The following is an 18,347-nucleotide window of genomic DNA, read 5'->3' as shown; positions in this document are numbered from 1 at the left end:
GCAGGCGGTCGGCCACCCATCGGCCCTCGCACGTCACGGCTCCGGCTCGGCGCGCGGGGGCCGATCGGTGTGCGGGGGCGCGGGCGCAGCGGCGCACGCGGCCTCCGCCGATGAATCGCTGCCCGGAACCTAGCCGAGCATCATCCCCTCGCTCGCGCCCGACGCCTTGGGATCGGGCAGTCGACGCATCCGGAACCCGTTCAGGATGCCGAGCACGCCGGCCAGGATCGGCACGAGGAGCGCGACCTGCAGCGCGATGTTCCGCGAGTCCGTGTTGATGGCCAGCACCTCGGCCTGCACCTCGGGCGTCTCGTCGGCCAGCAGCTCCTCGAGGCCCGTGTTCGACATGATCTCCGCGTCCTCCTCGAGCACCGTCGAGACCTGCTGTTGCTGCTCCGACGAGAGCACCGTGCTCGAGTCGGCCATCGCGGTGAACGTGAAGGCGAGCGTCGCGAGCATGATCGCGCCGGCGAACGCGAGCCCGAACGAGAGGCCGAAGGAGCCGGCGGCCGAGTTCACGCCCGCCGCCTCGCTCACCCGCTCGTCGGAGATCGGCGACAGCGTGTAGTTGTTGAGCTGGGACACGAGCAGGCCGAGGCCGCAGCCCGAGATGATGAGCGGGATCGTGAGCCACCAGCCCGAGTCGGCGATGGGCACGATGGGCACGAGGATCGCGAGCCCCGCGACGACGAGCACGAAGCCCCAGAGGATGACGCTCGCCGGACGTCGCTTGAGCCCGCGGCCAGCGAGCAGCGCGATGACGAACATGCTGATCGACAGCGGCGCGATCGAGAGTCCGGCCTGCAGCGCGTTGTACTCGAACACCATCTGCAGGTAGATCGGCAGCACGATCATGGTGCCGCCCAGCGCGACCTGCTGCAGCAGCTGCCCGGATGCCCCGGTGCGGAACATCTTGGACTTGAAGAGGTCGGGATCCAGCAGCGTCGGCTTGCCGCGGGACTTCCGCCGCCGCAGCCACCACACGAGCGCGCCGAGGGCCATGACGCCAAGGCCGATGATCACGCCGACGTAGCCGCCGCCCTCCTGCCAGACGAGGATGCCGGTGACCACGCCGCCCATGCCGATGATCGAGAGCGCGGCGCCGACGAGGTCGATCGAGCGGTCGCCGTGGTACGGCACGTCCTTCACCAGGCCGATGCCGGCGAGCACCACGGCGATGATCACGGCCTCGAGCAGGAACCCGACCCGCCAGGAGAGGAACGTGGTGATGAAGCCGCCGAGGAGCGGTCCGACGGCCGCGGCGATCGCGGCGGACGCCCCGACGAGGGCGTACACGCGCTTCTGGTGATCTCCCTCGAAGTTGCCGTGGATGAGCGACTGCATGGCGGGCAGCAGCAGGGATGCCCCGATGCCGCCGATCACGGCCCAGAAGAGGATGACGGCACCGAGGTTCTGCGCGAGCGTCATGGCGATCGCCCCGACGGCGTACCCGAGCAGGCCGAGGATGTAGGCGAGCTTGCGGCCGATGAGGTCGCCGGTCTTGCCGCCGATGAGGATGAACGCGGCCGAGACGAGCGCCTCGAGCGCGATCGCGCCCTGCACGCCGCTCACCGTGGTGTCGAGATCGCGCACGACCGCGGAGATCGACACGTTCATGAGCGACGTATCGACCACGAGCACGAACATCGCCATCGCGAGGAGGAACGCGAGACGGAAGTTGAACGGCGCCCCAGGTGCGCCCTGTCCACTCATGAGTGAACACAACCACAGTCCGCCCGGCGCGGGTAGACCCGACGCGCGGCGGATTCCATGACCGCGTTCCACCGGGCGCTGGCAGAATGGGGAACCGGATCACGGAGCACCGGCGAAGGGAGCCAGGCATGGCGGAACCGATCGAGGTCGGACAGGTCTCGTACACCCTCTCGGCGGACTACTACGCGACGGTCGGCGCCGACTTCGACACCGAGGCGGTCGACGACGCCATCCTCGCGAAGCTGAACGAGCTGGTCCCCACGGGCGTCGTCGTGCACCGCAACGGCCAGGCGTTCGCCGACCCCGACGTCGCCGACGTGGCCCGCCGGCTCGACTGGCAGCACCTGCTCTCGCAGATCGACGTCGACCAGATCCTCGCCGACCACGCCCGCTGACGCGCGCGGTCGGGCGTCGTCGGCGGGCGGAGGCTGGCCTCAGCCCACGACGGCGTCGAGCAGGCGCAGCATCGGCTGCGGCATCCGCTCGATCGGCAGCACCTCGACGACGTCGGCGGCGAACCAGGTCTTGCGCCCGGCCGCCGTGCCCGCGAAGCGGCGCAGCTGCGCGTCGATCGGCCGGTCGCGCTGGGAGGGCTGGCGCTGGAACGTGCGGAATCGCGAGAGGTCGCGATGCCCGGCGAGCACGCCCTCGATCACGTCGGCGCCCGCGGCGCGGATGAGCTCGTCCTCGAGGTCGAGCGTGCAGGCGAAGAAGCCGAGCGCCTCGAGGTCGTCGACCGAGTCGGCCGGTCCGCGCCCGGCCGCCGTGAGCATGCGCGCGACGTGCCCCTGCTCGCCGACGTCGAACAGGCCGAGCACCCGCGGCGGCGCCTCCCGCGCGTCGAGCTCGGCGAGGTGGTGCCGCAGGTTGGTGATGCCGCCCATGGGCACGACGTCGGCGCCCGATGCCGCGAGATCGTGTCCGAGGCGACGCGCGAGCGCCGCGAGCGCGCGCCGGTCGCTCTCGCCCTCGACGAGCACCACGGTCGCGTCCGCGCGCATGGCAGCACCCTACTCGCGCGCACGGACGCGGCATCCGCTCGGCGACCGGGCCCCGAATCGACCGTGGACACGGCGGCGCACAGCGCGTATGCTCGCCTCCGGACCGCGCCACGCGGCATCCGTGCCCGAGAGCGGAAGGAGAGAACGATGACCACCGTCTTTGTCGCGCGCCTCATCGCAGACACCCTCCCCTGCGAGGCCGCCCGCCCGTAGCGCACAGCGCCGCGTCCGGTGGCCTCCATGATCTCGGAGACACCACCGTGAACTTCCTCTCGTCGCTCGACGATTCCGCCGCGCCGTCCGGCGCGCCCACCGCCCTCGCATTCCAGGCCGCCGAGCCCGGCGAGGGCCAGCGCTGGTCCACGTGGCCGGCGACCATCCCATCAGAGCGCGGCCCCGAGCCGCGCCCCGACTGGCTCGTCACCTCCGCCGCGGCCATCGACACCGAGCTCGGCGTCGTGAAGACCGGCAAGGAGGCGAACCTCCACCTCATCGAGCGGGCGATCCCGGATGCCCCGGCCGACGTGCCGGGCAACCGGGTGCTGCTCGCCGCCAAGCGCTACCGCACGAGCGAGCACTCGGACTTCCATCGCTCGACCATCTACACCGAGGGTCGCGGCCTGCGCCGCACCCGCGATGTCCGCGCCGTGGCCAAGGGCACGTCGTTCGGTCGCGCCGTGGCGCGCGTGCAGTGGGCCTACGCCGAGTTCGACGCGCTGACCCGGCTCACCGAGCTCGGGGCATCCGTGCCGTACCCGGTGCAGGTGCACGAGACCGAGGTGCTCATGGAGTTCATCGGCGACGGCCAGGTCGCGGCACCGCGCCTCGCCCAGCAGCGTGCGGATGCCGCGACCCTCCGCGACCTGTTCCAGCAGGTGGCGGACTTCATGCGGCTGCTCGCCCGGGCGGGCCTCGCGCACGGCGACCTCTCGCCGTACAACCTGCTCGTGCACCACGGACGGGTCGTGGCGATCGACCTGCCCCAGGTGGTCGACCTCGTGTCGAACCCGCAGGGCTTCGACCTGCTGCACCGCGACTGCGTCAACGTGTGCGACTGGTTCACCCGGCAGCGGCTCGAGTGCGACGCCGAGGAGCTGTTCGGCGAGCTCGTGGGCGAGGTCGGGTTCTAGCCGCGAGAGGGCGCGTCCGCGGACGCGCCCTCTCGCGCGCGGAGGATCGGCGGCGTTACAGTGCAGCAGGATCAGCGACGATCCCCGGCCGATGCGGCGGCGCTCAGCTGCGCGACATCCGCCGTTCACCCGAACGAACGAGGCTCTCCCACATGACCCAGCACTCCGAGTCCGCCGGCGCGACCGAGCACCTCGAACCCGTGACCGGACTCGAGCTCCAGGGCGATCACCGGATCCCGGCGAAGCAGGTCTGGTCGTGGGCGCTGTGGGACTGGGCGACGCAGCCGTTCAACTCGGTGATCCTCACGTTCGTGTTCACAGCGCTGTACCTGACGAGCGACGCGTTCCTGAACCCGTCGGTGGCCGGCCTCGGCGAGGACGACCCGGCGCACGAGCAGGGCCTCGCCGATCTCGCGAGCGGGCTCGGCTGGGCCATCACGATCGCCGGCATCCTCATCGCGCTGCTCGCTCCCGTGCTCGGCCAGCGCGCGGACGTCTCGGGCCGCCGCAAGGTCTGGCTCGGCGGCGCGACCATCGCGCTCATCGTCACGATGTTCGCGCTGTTCTTCGTGCAGGCGAGCCCCGCGTACTTCGTGCTGGGCATCGCGCTCATCGCGGCCGGCACGGTGTTCAGCGAGATCGCGGGCGTGAACTACAACGCGATGCTCGTGCAGGTGTCGACGCCGAAGACGGTCGGCAAGGTGTCGGGCCTCGGCTGGGGCCTCGGCTACATCGGCGGGATCATCGCGCTCGTGCTCGTGGTCGTCGCGACGACCTTCGACTGGTGGGGCATGCCGACCGACAACGGCCTCGCGTACCGCGTCATCGCCGTCGGCTGCGCCGTCTGGGCGATCCTGTTCGCCTGGCCGATCTTCGCGTACGTGCCCGAGGCGCCGCCCGCCGCGCACCGCGAGAAGGTCGGGTTCTTCCGCGGCTACGTCGTGCTCGTCCGCGACATCAAGGCGCTCTGGCGCGAGTCGCGGCCCACGTTCTGGTTCCTGCTCGCGAGCGCCGTGTTCCGCGACGGGCTCGCGGGCGTGTTCGCGTTCGGCGCGGTCATCGCGGCCGTCGCGTTCCACTTCACGTCGAACGAGGTGCTGTTGTTCGGCGTCGCCGCGAACCTGCTCGCGGGCCTGTCGACGATCGTCGCGGGCCGGTTCGACGACCGGTTCGGCGCGCGGGCCGTCATCCTCGTCGCCCTGGGCGGACTCGTGGTCTCCGGGCTGCTCGTGTTCTTCCTGCACGACGCGGGCAAGCTCGTGTTCTGGGTCTTCGGGCTCGTGCTCACGCTCTTCGTCGGACCTGCGCAGGCGGCATCCCGGTCGTTCCTCGCGCGCGTCACGCCGGCCGGCCGCGAGAGCGAGATCTTCGGGCTCTACGCCACGACGGGGCGCGCGGCGAGCTTCCTCTCGCCGCTGCTCTGGTCGCTGTTCATCGGCATCGCGGGAGCGACCTACTGGGGCATCCTCGGCATCATCATCGTGCTCGCGGCCGGCTTCGTGATGATGCTGTTCGTGCGCGTGCCCGCGCGGTCGGAGGCGCCGGCGGCGTAACCGCGGTCAGCGCCGTGGGCGCGGGCCCGAGCCGCCAAGGCGTCAGCCCGCGGCATCCGCACGCCATCGGCACCTCCAGTGGGATTCAGGCGATCGACGCGTTTTCAGGCGGGTATCGCGGATTCCCGCCTGAAACGGCGCCGAACGCCTGAATCGAGCACGAGCCGCGCGCCTCAGCCGTGCTTGAGGCGGTCGACGAGCTCGTCGATCGTGCGGCTGAGGATACGGGGCATGTCGATGGCCTCGGGCTCGAGCAGCCATTGCACCTGCAGGCCGTCCATGATCGCGATGAGGGCGGATGCCGCGTCCTCGAGCTCCTGTTGGTCGGTGTTGCCCGACACCTCGCCCAGCACGCCCGCGATCTTCGCCCGGAGCACGTGGAAGCGCCCCTGGAAGTAGTCGTGCGCCGGATGCCCGTCGGTGACCGACTCGCCCGAGAGCACGGAGTACGCCTGCACGACGCCGCGCCGGTGCGTGTTCTCCTCGACGGTGTCGACGAGGTGCTGCAGGAACGCGGGGCCCTCGGTCTGCGCCCGCGCGGGCACGCCCGCGACCTCCTCGCCGTCGCGGTACTTCAGCATCGCGACGAGCAGGCCCTCCTTGCTGCCGAAGTGGTGCAGCACTCCGGCATGGGTCATGCCCGCCTGCTCGGCCACCTCGACGAGCGCGCCCTTGTTGTACCCACGGGCGCCGAAGACGTTCATCGCCGCCTTCAGCACCGCCTCGCGGCGCTCGGTCGTGCGCGCCTGCGGGCGCTGCACGCGCTCGGCGGCGGGCCGGCTGCGCGTGTCGTCTCGCGCTGTCTCCACCACGGTGTTCCCTTCCTGTGCGGCTCGCCGCCGCGGCATCCGCTGCACTGCCGGAGGCGCCGACGAGGCTCGCGAGTCGAGTGCAGCACTCGTGACGCGGCCCCGGAACGGGCCCGGGCACGCCGTTACCGAACTGTGACTCTGCCAAACTTACTTACAAGTCAGTAAGTGTGCCAGCATGTCGTTCGTCACTCAACGACGAGCTGTGAATGGAGTATAGGCGTGACCCCAACGACCGCCACCGGCGCCCTCGACGAGAGCGGATCCCTCTCCGGCACCGAGACGATCGCGCGGGGCCCGGGCTTCGACGCCGCGGCCGTCGCCGCCTCGCTCCCCCTCGACGAGAAGGTCGCCCTGCTCACCGGCGCCGCGACCTGGACGCTGCGCGAGATCCCCGCGATCGGCCTGCGCACGATGACGGTGTCCGACGGCCCGATCGGCGTTCGCGGCACCGGCGACGACGGACTGGCCTCAGCCCAGCTGCCGGCGCCGTCGGCCACCGCCGCGACGTGGGACGTCGACCTGCAGGCCCGCCTCGGCGCGCTCATGGCGGCCGAGGCGCGGCGCAAGGCGGTCGACGTGATCCTCGCGCCCGTCGTGAACCTGCAGCGCAGCCCCGTGGGCGGCCGTCACTTCGAGTGCCTCGCCGAGGACCCGCTGCTCACCGCGCGCCTCGCCGTCGCGTTCGTCGGCGCCATCCAGGAGCAGGGCGTCGCCGCGTGCGTGAAGCACTTCGTCGGCAACGAGACCGAGACCGACCGCACCGAATACCTGTCGCGCATCGACGAGCGCACGCTGCGCGAGGTCTACCTCGCACCGTTCGAGGCCGTGGTCGACGCGGGCGTCTGGACGATCATGGCCGCCTACAACGGCCTCACCCGCGACGGCGTCGACGCCACCGCGACCGCGCACGGTCCGCTGCTGAACGGGATCCTCAAGGGCGAGTGGGGCTTCGACGGCGTCGTGGTGAGCGACTGGCTCGCCACGAAGACCGCGGTCGAGCCCGCGCTCGGCGGCCTCGACCTCGTGATGCCCGGGCCCGGTGGCCCCTGGGCCGAGGGGCTCCTCGACGCGGTCCGCGACGGACGCGTGCCCGAGTCGGCGATCGACGACAAGGTCGCCCGCATCCTGCGCCTCGCCGAGCGGGTCGGCGCGCTCAGCGGCCTGGCCGGCGAGGTCCTGCCCTACGACGCGAGCGGTGCGACCGAGGACCCCGCGTCCGACGAGGTCGTCGCGCTCCTCACCGAGGCCGCGGCGCGCTCCACCGTCGTGCTGCGCAACGAGGGCGGCCTGCTCCCGATCGAGGCCGGTGCCGACGGCCCCCGCCGCATCGCGCTCATCGGCCACAACGCGGTGGAGCCGTTCACCCAGGGCGGCGGCAGCGCGTTCGTGACGCCGCCGCACGTGAGCGCGCCGATCGACGCCCTTCGTGCCGCGTTCCCCCTCGCCGAGGTCGCCCTGCATCGCGGCGGCGCGGCGACGGTCGGCGCCCCGCTGACCCCGGGCGAGCTCCTGACGACGCCCGACGGCGAGCCGGGCATCCGCATCGACCTGTTCGACGCCGACGGTGTCGTGCGCGAGTCGCTGCAGGTGCCGGATGCCGCGAGCCTCTGGTTCCCCGTGCACGACGGCGCCGTGGCATCCGCCCGGCTCACCACCGACGTCGAACTGCGCGCGGCGGGCCGGCACGTGATCGAGCTCGCGCCGGTCGGCGCGCACCGCGTCGCGGTCGACGGCGTCCTGCAGGGCTCGTCCGACGAGCCCGTCGGCGTCGAGGTCGTGCTGAACTCCAGCTACGCGAACCCGCCCAGCGTCGAGGCCGTGGTCGAGGTCGACGCCCCGCGGCTCGCCCGCGTGGAGGTCGACGCGCAGGTCATCGACGGGGAGTCGTACGGACGCTTCGTGCGCGTGCACTTCCGCTACCGTGCCCCGGGGCTCACCATCGACGAGGAGCTCGACGCGGCCGTGGCGGCCGCCGTGGCATCCGACGTCGCGGTCGTCGTCGTGGGCACCAACCCCGAGACCGAGTCCGAGGGCTGGGACCGCCCCGACCTCGCGCTGCCCGCGCGGCAGAACGAGCTCGTGCGCCGCGTCGCCGCGGCCAACCCGCGCACGGTCGTGGTCGTGAACGCGGGCGCCCCGGTGATCCTGCCGTGGCTCGCCGAGGTGCCCGCGGTGCTCTGGTGGTGGCTGCCCGGACAGGAGGCCGGCACGTCGCTCGCCGCCGTGCTCACGGGCGCGATCGAGCCGAGCGGCCGCCTGCCGTGGACCCTCCCCGCCCGTGAGGCGGACGTGCCCGTGCCGCACGGCATCCCCGTCGACGGCGTGATCGAGTACACCGAGCGCCTCGACGTGGGCCACCGCGGCTGGGACCGGCTGGGCCGCACCCCCGCCCGCGAGTTCGGGTTCGGACTCGGGTACGCCGAGTGGGAGTACCGGTCGGTCGAGCTCGTCGACGCGGCATCCGCCGAAGCCGAGGTCGCCGCCGTCGTGCGCGCCACGATCGCCAACACGAGCGCCCGCGACGGACGCGAGGTCGTGCAGCTCTACCTCGCCCCCGACCCGGCCGACGCGGCATCCGACCCCGACCGCCCGTTGCGCTGGCTCGCCGGCTTCGCGGTCGTCGACGTGGCCGCGGGCGGCACCGCCACCGTGGACCTGCCCATCGACCGCCGCGCGTTCGAGACCTGGTCGACGGATGCCGCGCGCTTCACCCTCCGGCCCGGCGCCTACCGCGCGCACGTCGGCCGGTCCTCACGAGACCTCCGCCTCGAGATCGGCGTCCCGATCCGCGGCTGAGCACCACGCAACACCAACGCACCAACTCACACAGAAATGCAAGGAGGCATGGAAATGCGAAAGAGCATCCTCGCCGCCGGCGCCCTCGTGGTCGCCGCCGGCCTGGCGTTCACCGGGTGCAGTGCCGGGGGCGGCGGGGGCGGTGACGCGAGCAACAAGGTGCTGACGATCGGCATGCCGAACGGACCGCAGGCGCCGAACCAGAACCCGCTCGCCACCGGCTCGGCCTCGCTCTCGCTCGGCTACGCGTACGTCGTCTACGAGTCGCTCATGCAGGTCAACGAGCTGCACCCCACCGACGACCCCACCCCGTGGCTCGCCGAGTCGGTCGAGTGGAACGACGACTCGACGCAGGCGGTCATCACCGCGCGCGACGGCGTGCAGTGGTCGGACGGCGAGGACTTCACCGCCGACGACATCGCGTTCTCGATCCAGCTGCGCAAGGACACCCCCGAGCTGAACATCGACTTCCCCGACCAGTACGGCGACATCTCGGTCGACGGCAACCAGGTCACGGTCGACTTCACGACCTCGCAGTACGTGAACCGCGACAAGCTCTACAAGCTGCTCATCGTGCCCGAGCACATCTGGGCCGACGTCGACCCGGTGCAGTTCACCGACGACGAGATGATCGGCACCGGGCCGTACCTGCTCGACCAGTTCACCCCGCAGTCGGTCACGATGAAGCCGAACCCCGACTACTGGGGCGGCCAGCCGAAGGTCGGCACCCTGCGCTACGACACGTTCAACGACAACAACGGCCTGACCACGGCGCTCACCACCGGCGAGGCGCAGTGGGGCTGGACGTTCATCCCCGACTACGAGAACACGTTCATCGCCAAGGATCCCGAGCACTTCCACCAGGTGGCGGGCGGCGGCTTCGGCGTCGACGTGCTCTACCTCAACAACGAGACGAAGCCGTTCGACGACCCCGCGTTCCGCAAGGCGCTGAACCTCGTCGTCGACCGCGCCGAGATCTCCGAGAAGGCCGGCTACGGCGTGTGGCCGCAGATCTCGAGCGTCACGGGCCTGCCGCAGCCGTCGGGCGACGCGTACATCGCGCCCGAGTTCGACGGGGCCGAGCTCGAGGTCGACGTCGACGGGGCGAAGCAGCTCCTCACCGACGCCGGCTACACCTGGGACTCGTCCGACAAGCTTGTCGACCCCGACGGCACCGCCGTGACCTTCACGCTCACGAACCCCGCGGGCTGGAGCGACTACCTGTCGGCGCTCGACATCATCAAGGCGGGTGCCGAGGAGCTCGGCGCCACCGCGACCGTCGAGCCGGCCGTGCAGGACACGTGGTTCAACGACATCATCCCGTTCGGCAACTTCCAGGCGACGCTGCACTGGACCGACGGCGGCTCGACGCCGTGGAACCTCTACTCGAACATCATGGACGGCGCGTCGTACGTGCCGCTCGGCGAGACCGCGAACTGGAACTTCGGCCGCTACCGGAACGACGCGGTCACCCAGGCGCTCGCGGCCTTCAAGGGCGCATCGGATGACGCGACCCGCGCCGAGGCGATGCAGGTGATCCAGGACGCGTTCGTGAACGACGCGCCCGGCCTGGTGATCTGGTCGCGCCCCGCCGTGGCACAGTACTCCACGGTGAACTACACGGGCTTCCCCTCGGAGGACGACCCCTACGCGAACCCGCAGCCCACGGGTCCGCAGGCGGCGCTCATCCTCTCGAAGCTCGAGCCCACGAAGTAGCGGTGTGCGGTGCGGCGGATGCCTCCCCGATCCGCCGCACCGCACCCGGATCCGACCCGAACCCCTGGTGAGTGAGATGAGCAACGAAGCCCACGAACCCGAATCCCCGGTGCTGCAGGCCGTGCGCCTGAGCAAGCACTTCCCGGTCCGCGGCATGCGCTCGAAGGACGTGGTGCACGCCGTCGACGACGTCGATCTCGAGCTCCACCGCGGCCGCGTCGTCGCCCTCGTGGGCGAGTCGGGCTCGGGCAAGTCGACCATCGCCCGCCTCCTCGCCCAGCTCATGCCCGCGACGTCGGGCACGATCCTGCTGCACGGCTCGGATGCCGCCGCCAAGGGCCGCCGCGCGTTCCGCCGCTACGTCGGCCGCGTCCAGATGATCTTCCAGGACCCGTTCGGGTCGCTGAACCCCGTGCACACCGTGCGCTACACGCTCACCCGCAGCCTGCGCATCCACCGAGGACGCCTCCGCGGCCACGAGCTCGAGGCCGCGCTCGACGAGCTCCTCGACCGGGTGCAGCTGCGGCCGACCGAGCGGTACGTCGACAAGTACCCCCACGAGCTCTCGGGCGGCCAGCGGCAACGCGTCGCGATCGCCCGCGCCCTCGCGGCGAATCCCGAGGTGCTCCTCGCCGACGAGCCGATCTCGATGCTCGACGTGTCGATCCGCCTCGGCATCCTCAACCTCCTCAAGGACCTCCGCGACCGGCTGCGCATCGCGATCCTCTACATCACGCACGACATCGCGTCGGCGCGGTACTTCGCGGACCGCACGATGGTGATGTATGCCGGACGCGTCGTGGAGACCGGCGACAGCGAGTCGGTCACGCAGGACCCGAAGCATCCGTACACCCAGCTGCTCGTGCGCTCGGCACCCGACCCCGACGACCTCGAGGCGCGCGCCCACGGCGCCCGCGGCGAGGCGCCGAGCCTGGTGCGTCCACCGAGCGGATGCCGCTTCAACCCGCGCTGCCCGTTCGCCACCGACCTGTGCCGCGCCGAGGTCCCCCCGCTCGCCGAGGTCGGCGAGGGCCGGCAGGCCGCCTGCTGGGGCTACTCCGACCGCGACGGACGACCCGAGCTCGGCTCGGTGCTCGAGGCCTTCGGGGAGCGCCCGACCGTCGAGGAGCCCGTCGCATGAGGTTCATCGGCCGTCGCCTCGCCTTCTACGTGATCACCCTCTGGGCCGCCGTCACGATCAACTTCTTCATCCCGCGGCTCATGCCCGGCGATCCGGTCAAAGCACTCATCGCGAAGAACCAGGGCCGCATCTCGACCGACGCGATGGACTCGCTCTACGCGCTCTTCGGCCTCGACCAGCAGGTGCCGCTCTGGCAGCAGTACCTCGACTACTGGAGGACCCTGCTGAGCGGCGACCTCGGCGTCTCGTTCGCGTACTTCCCGACCCCCGTGAGCGACCTCATCAACCAGGCGCTGCCGTGGACCGTCGGCCTCGTGGGCGTCGCGACGATCATCAGCTTCGTCGTCGGCACGCTCATCGGCACCGGCATCGGCTGGCGCCGCGGCACGTGGGCCGACTCGCTGCTACCGATCTCGACGTTCTTCTCGGCCGTGCCGTACTTCTGGCTCGCGCTCATCGCGATCTTCGTGTTCTCGGTCACGCTCGGCTGGTTCCCCGCGAGCGGCAGCTACGACCGCTCGCTCGTGCCCGGCTGGTCGTGGGAGTTCGTCGGCTCGGTCATCTACTACGGCACGCTGCCCGCGCTCACGATCGTGATCTCGTCGATCGCAGGCTGGATCCTCGGCATGCGGAACATGGTCGTGACGGTCTCGTCGGAGGACTACGTGACGGTCGCCCAGGCGAAGGGACTCTCGGAGCGGGCCGTGCGCACGGGCTACGCGGCGCGCAACGCGGTGCTGCCGCAGGTGTCGAGCTTCGCGCTGTCGCTCGGGTTCATCGTCGGCGGCACGCTCATCATGGAGATGGTCTTCAGCTACCAGGGCATCGGCTTCATGCTCTTCAACGCCGTGAACGCCAAGGACTACCCGCTCATGCAGGGCTGCTTCCTCGTCATCACGATCGCGGTGCTCGTGGCGAACATCCTCGCCGACTTCGTCTACGCGGCGCTCGACCCCCGCACCCGTCAGGAGGGCTGACATGACCGTCGACATCACGCTCATCGAGGAGGACCAGGTCACCGGTCCGTCCGGTGCACCGGTGACCGGTGTCATGCCGTCGGTGCCCCGCCGCCGGCGTCGCCCCGGCCGGTTCGTGTTCCTGCGCAACTCGAAGGCCGTCGCGGGCCTCGTGATCCTCGGGTTCTTCACGCTCATCGCGATCGTCGGCCCGTGGATCGCGCCCTACGACCCGGGCGCGCAGAGCGACGACATCCTGCAGCCCCCGTCGTGGGAGCACTGGATGGGAACGACCCACCTCGGGCAGGACGTGCTCTCGCAGCTCATCGTCGGCACCCGCGGCGTCATGGTGGTGGGCTTCGTCGCCGGCATCCTCGCGACGTTCATCGGCGTCGTGGTCGGCGTGACCGCCGGCTTCATCGGCGGCGTGGGCGACGAATCGCTGTCGGCGCTGTCGAACATCTTCCTCGTGATCCCCCAGCTGCCGCTCATCATCATCATCGCCGGGCAGCTGCCGAGCGCCGGCGGGCTCACGGTGGCCGTGGTCATCGCGGTGACCGGCTGGGCGTGGGGCGCCCGCGTACTGCGCGCGCAGACGCTGTCGCTGCGCAAGCGGGACTTCGTCGAGGCGGCCAGGGCCAACGGCGAGCGCACGTGGCGCATCGTCATGGCCGAGATCCTGCCGAACCTCACGGCGATCATCGCGTCGGGCTTCGTCGGCACGGTCACGTTCGCGGTGCTGTCGCTCATCACGCTCGCGTTCATCGGCATCGGATCGGGCGGCGACTGGAACTGGGGCACGATCCTGTTCTGGGCGCAGAGCCAGCTCGCGCTGCAGCGCGGCGCCTGGTGGTGGTTCATCCCCGCCGGTCTCTGCATCGCCCTGCTCGGCATGGCGCTCACGCTCATCAACTTCGGCATCGACGAGTTCGTCAACCCGCGCCTGCGCTCCACGGGCCTGCACGCCCGCACGCTGCGCAAGCGCGGCATCCGGCCCCGGATCGGATTCACGCCGGTCGTGCACCGGGCACCTGGGGCCGGGGCCGGCACGGCGGCATCCGTCGCTCGCTCGACGTCGGCACCGCTCGCGAAGGAGGACCGCGCATGACGCTCACCACCCCCGCCGGACACGGCAGCGCCCTCGTGCCGGTGAAGGACCCGGTGCTCGAGATCCGCAACCTCTCGGTCGACTACGGCTACGACGCCGACCCGGTGCACGTGCTGCGCGACGTGTCGCTCACGCTCGGACGCGGCGAGGTGCTCGGGCTCGCGGGCGAGTCGGGCTGCGGCAAGTCCACGCTCGCGTACGCGGCGACGCGGCTGCTGCCGCCGCCGGGGCTCATCACCGGCGGCGAGGTGCGCTTCACCGACCGCGACGGCACGACCACCGACATCCTGCGCCTCAACGACACGCAACTGCGGGCGTCGCGCTGGCAGGACCTCGCGATCGTGTTCCAGGGCGCGATGAACTCGCTCAACCCCGTCTTCCGCATCGGGCGGCAGATCGCCGACGGCATCCGCGCCCACCGCCCCGAGGTGTCGCAGCAGGAGGCGCTCGAGCGCTCGGCCGAGCTGCTCGAGCTCGTCGGCATCTCGCCCGACCGGCTGCGGTCGTACCCGCACCAGCTGTCGGGCGGCATGCGCCAGCGGGTCATGATCGCGATGGCGCTCGCGCTCGACCCGCAGGTGCTCATCATGGACGAGCCGACGACCGCCCTCGACGTGGTGATGCAGCGGCAGATCGTCGAGCAGATCGCGGACCTGCGCGACCGCCTCGGATTCTCGGTCGTCTTCATCACGCACGACGTGTCGCTGCTCATCGAGATCGCCGACCGCATCGCGATCATGTACGCCGGCGAGATCGTCGAGGACGCGCCCGCGCTCGACATCTACCACCGCCCGCGGCATCCGTACTCGTCGGCGCTGCTGCACTCGTTCCCGCCGCTGCGTGGACCGCGGCGCGAGCTGTCGGGCATCCCGGGCTCGCCGCCCGACCTCGCGCGCCTCGGCGCCGGATGCCCCTTCCGCGACCGGTGCGCCTTCGCGTTCGACGCCTGCGCGACCGTCGATCCCGGGCTCACGATCCCCGACGTCGCCGGCGACGACCCGCGCCGCGCGGTCGCGTGCCTGCGGCACGATGCGGCCGCAGTACGCGCCGCCGGGTTCGAGCCACAGCCGGTGCCCGTCGAGCTGTCGCTGCGCTGACGGGCAGGCGTGCCCGACTCGGCGCGCGGCATCGGCGCGCGGCATCCGCCCGCGGCATCCGCCCGCGGCATCCGCCCGCTCGCTCGGGATTCAGGCGATCGGGCGCGATTCAGGCTGGAACGCGCGGAAGCGGCCTGAATCCTGCGCGATCGCCTGAATCCCGGGTGACGGATGCCGCGGCGGTCAGCCGTGCGTGCGGCCCCACGCCTCCGCGAAGCGCGTGAGGAGGCGGGCGAACTCGGTGCGGTCCTCGTCGGAGAAGTCGGCGAGGGCGCGCTCGATCGACGCCCGACGGTGGTCGAGCACCGAGGAGAGCGCGGTGCGTCCGCCATCGGTGATCACCAGGATGCTGCGGCGCGCGTCGTTCGGGTCGACCTCGCGCCGCACGTAACCGGCGTCCACCGCGGCCTGCACGAGCCGGCTCGCACGAGGCTGGTCGACGCCGATGGCGGCGGCGACGTCGCCCACCGAACTCGGTCCTCGGTGCGAGAGCACCATGAGGAGGCGCATCGCCGCGTGTCCGCCGCGGCCTCCAGGCCCCCCGTGCCGAACCGGACCGCCGTGGTCGTGGTGCGCGTGCGAACCGAACTGGCCGTCGTGGTCCTCATGGCCGCCGGGCCTGCCGCCCCAGCCGCCGGGACCGCGTCCGAACGGGCCGGGGCCGAAGCCCGGGCCGCCAGGGCCCCCGGGCCCACCGGGCCCGCCGGGGCCTGGCCCGAAGGGTCCGGGCCCCCACGGGCCGCCGGGTCCGCGCCCGCGGAACGCGCCGAGCGCCGCCTCGATCGCCGCGATCGGGTCGGACGACGCATCGTCGGCGCCCGAGCCGCCTGTGCCGGCGCCGCCCGCGCCAGACCCTCCGGAGCCGCCAGGTCCGCCGGAGCGCCCAGCGCCCGAGCGGCCGCTCCCGCCCGATCGGCCGCCCCTCGACCCACCCGAGCCGCCCGAACCTGAGGATCCGCCGAGTCCGCCTTGACGACCTGCGCTCATACATGTCATCCTACATATACATGTCACATGACATGCAATATCGAATGGACGCGCATCGCGCGCCGGGCGCCCACACGGCGCACCGAGGAAGGAACACCATGACCACCGATCAGATCACCCCCGATCAGCCCGACCGCTCCGACGAGGAGCCCACCGCGGCATCCGCGGGCACCGACCGCCCCTTCGGCTTCTGGCTGAAGGTCGTCGACCGTCGCCTCTCCGAGGAGATGGAGACGCTCTTCGCCGCCGACGGCATCACGCGCCGCGACTGGCGGCTGCTCAACCTGCTCGCCGGTTCGGCGACGGACGAGCGGCTCGCCGAGCGGCTCCGCGCCAAGCCCCACGCCCTGCACCACCTGGTGGAGCGCGGCTGGGTCGAGGGCGTCCCGCCCGTGCTCACCGAGTCGGGTCGTGAGGCGCTCGCGCGCCTCGACGAGCAGGTCGCCACGCTCCGCGCGCGCATCGCCGGCGCGGTGCCCGCCGAGGACTTCGCGACCACGCTGCGGACCCTCGAGGCCGTGGCCCGCGAGCTCGGCTGGGACGAGTCGCAGCCGATGCCGCGCGGCAAGCGCGGCGGACGCCGGCACGGATGGGGCCACCGCCACGGCTTCGGCCGTCGGTTCGGCGCCCCCCACGGGTTCGACCCCGAGGCCGCTCACGGCTTCGGCCCGCACGGCTTCGGCCGTGAGGGTTTCGGCCCGCGCCCGGGCTTCGGCCCGCGTCCCGGCTTCGCCGGACACCCCCATCAGGACGTCCACGTCCACGTGCACGTGCACGAGGACCGGAAGAGCAAGGGACGCGGTCACCGTCACCACGGACAGCCGCACCCCGAGGCCTGACGCCGCCGCACGGAGCCGGGAGCACGCCACGCGCGCTCCCGGCTCCGTCGTGTCACCCGCGACGCACCGCGAAGCCCATGTACGACAGGGCGAGCGACTCGACACGACCGAAGTCGAGGCGGCGGCTGAGCTCGCCGTAGCCGATCCGGCCTCGTCGCGTCGCGCGCAGCGCCCCGACGATCGTCGGCCATGACGCGCGCGGCGCCAGCCCGGCCAACTCCCCGAGCTCCAGCCCGTGCCGGTCGAGCGTCGCCTCGAGCTCCTCCGGCGTGATGAACATCGACCACTCGTGGATCGACGTGTCCACGATGCGCGTGAGCCGCCACTCCTGCATCGCCCGGATCGCGAGCAGCCGGCTCCGGCGCGTGCGGTTGATCGTGTCGAAGAGGTACAGCCCGCCCGGCCGCAGCACGCGAGCCGTCTCGGCGACCACGCGATCGAGGTCGCGCACGTGCTCGAGCACGTCGCAGCAGGTGACGAGGTCGAACGCGGCATCCGGGAACGGCAGCTGCTCGCCGACGCCCACCACGTACTCGATCGCCAGCCCGCCCTGCGTCGCGTGCGCGCGGGCCGCCTCGATGGCGACGGACGACGGATCGATGCCCGTCGCGGTGAAGCCGAGGCCGGCGAGCTCCTCGGTGATGAAGCCCGCGCCGCATCCGATGTCGAGCGCGCGGCCGCCGGCCGACCCGCGTCGCCCGAGCACGTCGCGGAAGTACGCCATGCGCCCCGGCGTGCAGCTGCCGTGCAGCATGTTCAGCGGGTTGTCCTCGTCCCACCAGCCCGCGCCGAGCCGGTCGTAGACCTCGTTGTCGATCGGCATGCGATCCCTGCGATCCCCGCCCGAACCCCGATCCGCACTTGCGCCGACGTGAATGCCGCAGCCGCCGCTAGACCCCACCGGCTCCGCGCGCGTTGTAGACGACGGCGTCCGACGCGCCGAACGCACGGAACACCTCGATCGCGTCGTCGTGCCCGACCCCGATCGAGACGCGGATGCCGCGACGCTCGAACTCCCCGATCCAGTCGTCGTGCATCGGCCCCTCGTCGAACCCGGTGAGCTCGTCGACCTCCGACCCCTCGCCGGCGATGGACAGCGAACGGACGCCCGACCACATGGTCGCGCCGTAGCACATGACGCACGGGCGCCAGTTGACCACCAGCTCGAGGTCGGCCCCGTCGGCACCGAGGTCCCAACGCCCGAGGCGCTGCTGCGCGAGGCTCAGCGCCATGACCTCGGCGTGCAGCGAGCTGAGGCCGGAGGCGAGCACGATGTTGACGCCCACCGACACGAGCTCGCCGGATGCCGCGTCGACGACGACCGCGGCGAACGGCCCGCCGTTGCCGGCCCGCCAGTTCTGGTCGGCGAGGCGGTTGGCGAGGGCCATGCGCTCGGCTTCGGTCGCGAGCGGACCGTCCGCGGCGAGGGTCGGCAGCTCCTCGACCAGCCACGCCGGCAGCGTCGCCCGGAACTCACTCGCGAAGCTGTCCATGCCCC

At 71.8% G+C, this 18,347-nt stretch carries 16 protein-coding genes; 10 read left to right on the top strand and 6 right to left on the bottom strand.

The features are described from left to right. Positions 1-129: 129 nt before the first annotated feature. Positions 130-1,713 carry an MFS transporter gene (locus ACWGO8_RS08660; RefSeq protein WP_452042668.1) on the bottom strand — a complete coding sequence of 528 codons (1,584 nt, stop codon included), beginning with the start codon at positions 1,711-1,713 and terminating at the stop codon, positions 130-132. Between the two features lie 128 nt (positions 1,714-1,841). Here ACWGO8_RS08660 and ACWGO8_RS08655 point away from each other — a divergent pair, with 128 nt between their 5' ends. Continuing rightward, on the top strand, positions 1,842-2,108 hold the full coding sequence (locus ACWGO8_RS08655) for a hypothetical protein (protein ID WP_376953068.1): 267 nt from the start codon (positions 1,842-1,844) through the stop codon (positions 2,106-2,108). A 39-nt stretch (positions 2,109-2,147) separates the two neighbouring features. On the opposite strand, the gene ACWGO8_RS08650 is transcribed toward ACWGO8_RS08655, so the two are convergent. Continuing rightward, positions 2,148-2,714 (bottom strand): TOPRIM nucleotidyl transferase/hydrolase domain-containing protein, encoded by a 567-nt coding sequence (locus tag ACWGO8_RS08650; protein ID WP_452042667.1) that lies wholly within the window; start codon positions 2,712-2,714, stop codon positions 2,148-2,150. A 260-nt stretch (positions 2,715-2,974) separates the two neighbouring features. Here ACWGO8_RS08650 and ACWGO8_RS08645 point away from each other — a divergent pair, with 260 nt between their 5' ends. Further along, positions 2,975-3,844: a serine protein kinase RIO gene (locus ACWGO8_RS08645; protein WP_452042666.1), complete on the top strand. Its 870-nt coding sequence runs from the start codon at positions 2,975-2,977 to the stop codon at positions 3,842-3,844. A gap of 152 nt (positions 3,845-3,996) precedes the next feature. Then, positions 3,997-5,397, top strand: coding sequence for an MFS transporter (locus tag ACWGO8_RS08640; RefSeq protein WP_452042665.1), 1,401 nt, complete (start codon positions 3,997-3,999; stop codon positions 5,395-5,397). A gap of 173 nt (positions 5,398-5,570) precedes the next feature. On the opposite strand, the gene ACWGO8_RS08635 is transcribed toward ACWGO8_RS08640, so the two are convergent. After that, on the bottom strand, positions 5,571-6,206 hold the full coding sequence (locus ACWGO8_RS08635) for a TetR/AcrR family transcriptional regulator (RefSeq protein WP_452042664.1): 636 nt from the start codon (positions 6,204-6,206) through the stop codon (positions 5,571-5,573). 222 nt (positions 6,207-6,428) lie between these two features. Here ACWGO8_RS08635 and ACWGO8_RS08630 point away from each other — a divergent pair, with 222 nt between their 5' ends. From ACWGO8_RS08630 to ACWGO8_RS08605, 6 genes are all read left to right on the top strand, one after another. Then, a complete protein-coding gene (locus tag ACWGO8_RS08630) occupies positions 6,429-9,005 on the top strand; it encodes a beta-glucosidase (protein WP_452042663.1) in 2,577 nt (858 codons plus the stop codon). Between the two features lie 54 nt (positions 9,006-9,059). Beyond that, positions 9,060-10,721, top strand: coding sequence for an ABC transporter substrate-binding protein (locus ACWGO8_RS08625; RefSeq protein ID WP_452042662.1), 1,662 nt, complete (start codon positions 9,060-9,062; stop codon positions 10,719-10,721). Positions 10,722-10,797: 76 nt separating this feature from the next. Beyond that, positions 10,798-11,862 (top strand): ABC transporter ATP-binding protein, encoded by a 1,065-nt coding sequence (locus tag ACWGO8_RS08620; RefSeq protein WP_452042661.1) that lies wholly within the window; start codon positions 10,798-10,800, stop codon positions 11,860-11,862. Beyond that, the gene (locus tag ACWGO8_RS08615) at positions 11,859-12,839 is read left to right on the top strand and encodes an ABC transporter permease (protein WP_452042660.1); all 981 of its coding nucleotides are present in this window, start codon (positions 11,859-11,861) and stop codon (positions 12,837-12,839) included. Before ACWGO8_RS08620 ends, ACWGO8_RS08615 begins: the two co-directional genes overlap by 4 nt. 1 nt (position 12,840) lies before the next feature. Then, positions 12,841-13,926, top strand: coding sequence for an ABC transporter permease (locus ACWGO8_RS08610; RefSeq protein WP_452042659.1), 1,086 nt, complete (start codon positions 12,841-12,843; stop codon positions 13,924-13,926). Beyond that, positions 13,923-15,023 carry an ABC transporter ATP-binding protein gene (locus tag ACWGO8_RS08605; protein WP_452042658.1) on the top strand — a complete coding sequence of 367 codons (1,101 nt, stop codon included), beginning with the start codon at positions 13,923-13,925 and terminating at the stop codon, positions 15,021-15,023. Before ACWGO8_RS08610 ends, ACWGO8_RS08605 begins: the two co-directional genes overlap by 4 nt. Before the next feature lie 183 nt (positions 15,024-15,206). On the opposite strand, the gene ACWGO8_RS08600 is transcribed toward ACWGO8_RS08605, so the two are convergent. After that, positions 15,207-15,533, bottom strand: coding sequence for a MarR family winged helix-turn-helix transcriptional regulator (locus ACWGO8_RS08600; protein WP_452042657.1), 327 nt, complete (start codon positions 15,531-15,533; stop codon positions 15,207-15,209). 575 nt (positions 15,534-16,108) lie between these two features. Here ACWGO8_RS08600 and ACWGO8_RS08595 point away from each other — a divergent pair. Beyond that, on the top strand, positions 16,109-16,849 hold the full coding sequence (locus tag ACWGO8_RS08595; protein WP_452042656.1) for a MarR family winged helix-turn-helix transcriptional regulator: 741 nt from the start codon (positions 16,109-16,111) through the stop codon (positions 16,847-16,849). A gap of 52 nt (positions 16,850-16,901) precedes the next feature. Here ACWGO8_RS08595 and ubiG read toward each other — a convergent pair whose 3' ends face one another. After that, on the bottom strand, positions 16,902-17,672 hold the full coding sequence (ubiG, locus tag ACWGO8_RS08590; protein WP_452042655.1) for a bifunctional 2-polyprenyl-6-hydroxyphenol methylase/3-demethylubiquinol 3-O-methyltransferase UbiG: 771 nt from the start codon (positions 17,670-17,672) through the stop codon (positions 16,902-16,904). Positions 17,673-17,739: 67 nt separating this feature from the next. Next, entirely contained in the window at positions 17,740-18,342 is a 603-nt protein-coding gene (locus ACWGO8_RS08585) for a nucleoside deaminase (RefSeq protein ID WP_452042654.1), read from the bottom strand. Positions 18,343-18,347: the final 5 nt, after the last annotated feature.

The sequence above is a fragment of the Agromyces sp. NPDC055661 genome (assembly GCF_053618135.1).
This window is presented reverse-complemented; position numbering and strand designations above follow the sequence as displayed.